Origin of the sequence: Salmonella sp. NW884, from assembly GCF_051700745.1 — a bacterium.
Classification (GTDB): Bacteria; Pseudomonadota; Gammaproteobacteria; order Enterobacterales; family Enterobacteriaceae; genus Salmonella; species Salmonella enterica.
In genome coordinates this window covers 1-637 of record NZ_JAMMDE010000037.1, presented here as the reverse complement: position 1 = coordinate 637, position 637 = coordinate 1, and the positions used below count along the sequence as shown (strand labels likewise).

Genomic DNA, 637 nt, shown 5'->3' with positions numbered 1-637 from the left:
CCGCTTTCGCGCATCAGATTGCCAAAGCAGAACATCCCCAGCAGCGGCGCGGCGTCCGGCAGCAGCAGCGCCACCAGTAGTAACAGCACCACCGGGAAGAGGATTTTTTCCCGCTTACTCACCGTGCGCAGCTGCACCATGCGGATTTTGCGCTCTTTCTCGCTGGTCAGCGCGCGCATAATCGGCGGCTGGATTAACGGCACCAGCGCCATATACGAGTACGCCGCCACCGCAATGGCCCCCAGCAGCTCCGGCGCCAGCTTGCCCGACAGATAAATCGCCGTCGGGCCGTCCGCGCCGCCGATGATGCCGATGGCCGCCGCCTGCGGCAGGGTGAAGGCAATCAGGCCGAAGTAGTTCAGCGTCAGCGCCCCCAGCACGGTGGCGAAGATGCCGAACTGCGCCGCCGCCCCCAGCAGCAGGGTGCGCGGGTTGGCCAGCAGCGGGCCGAAGTCGGTCATCGCGCCGACGCCCATGAAGATGACCAGCGGCGCGACGCCGGAGCCAATCGCCACTTTATAGAACAGCGCCAGCACCCCCGGCGTGTAGCCCATGTCCACCGCCAGGTTCTCCATCTGGCTCTGCACCGACGGCAGCGCCAGCGCTAATGCCTCTTTAATGGCGTGCACGTCCGGCG

General features: G+C 66.1%; 1 protein-coding gene. It reads right to left on the bottom strand.

The window, feature by feature from the left end; translation table 11 throughout:
- Window positions 1–637: sodium ion-translocating decarboxylase subunit beta (locus NA197_RS23390; protein ID WP_438796709.1), on the bottom strand; the 637-nt coding region annotated here is incomplete at both ends.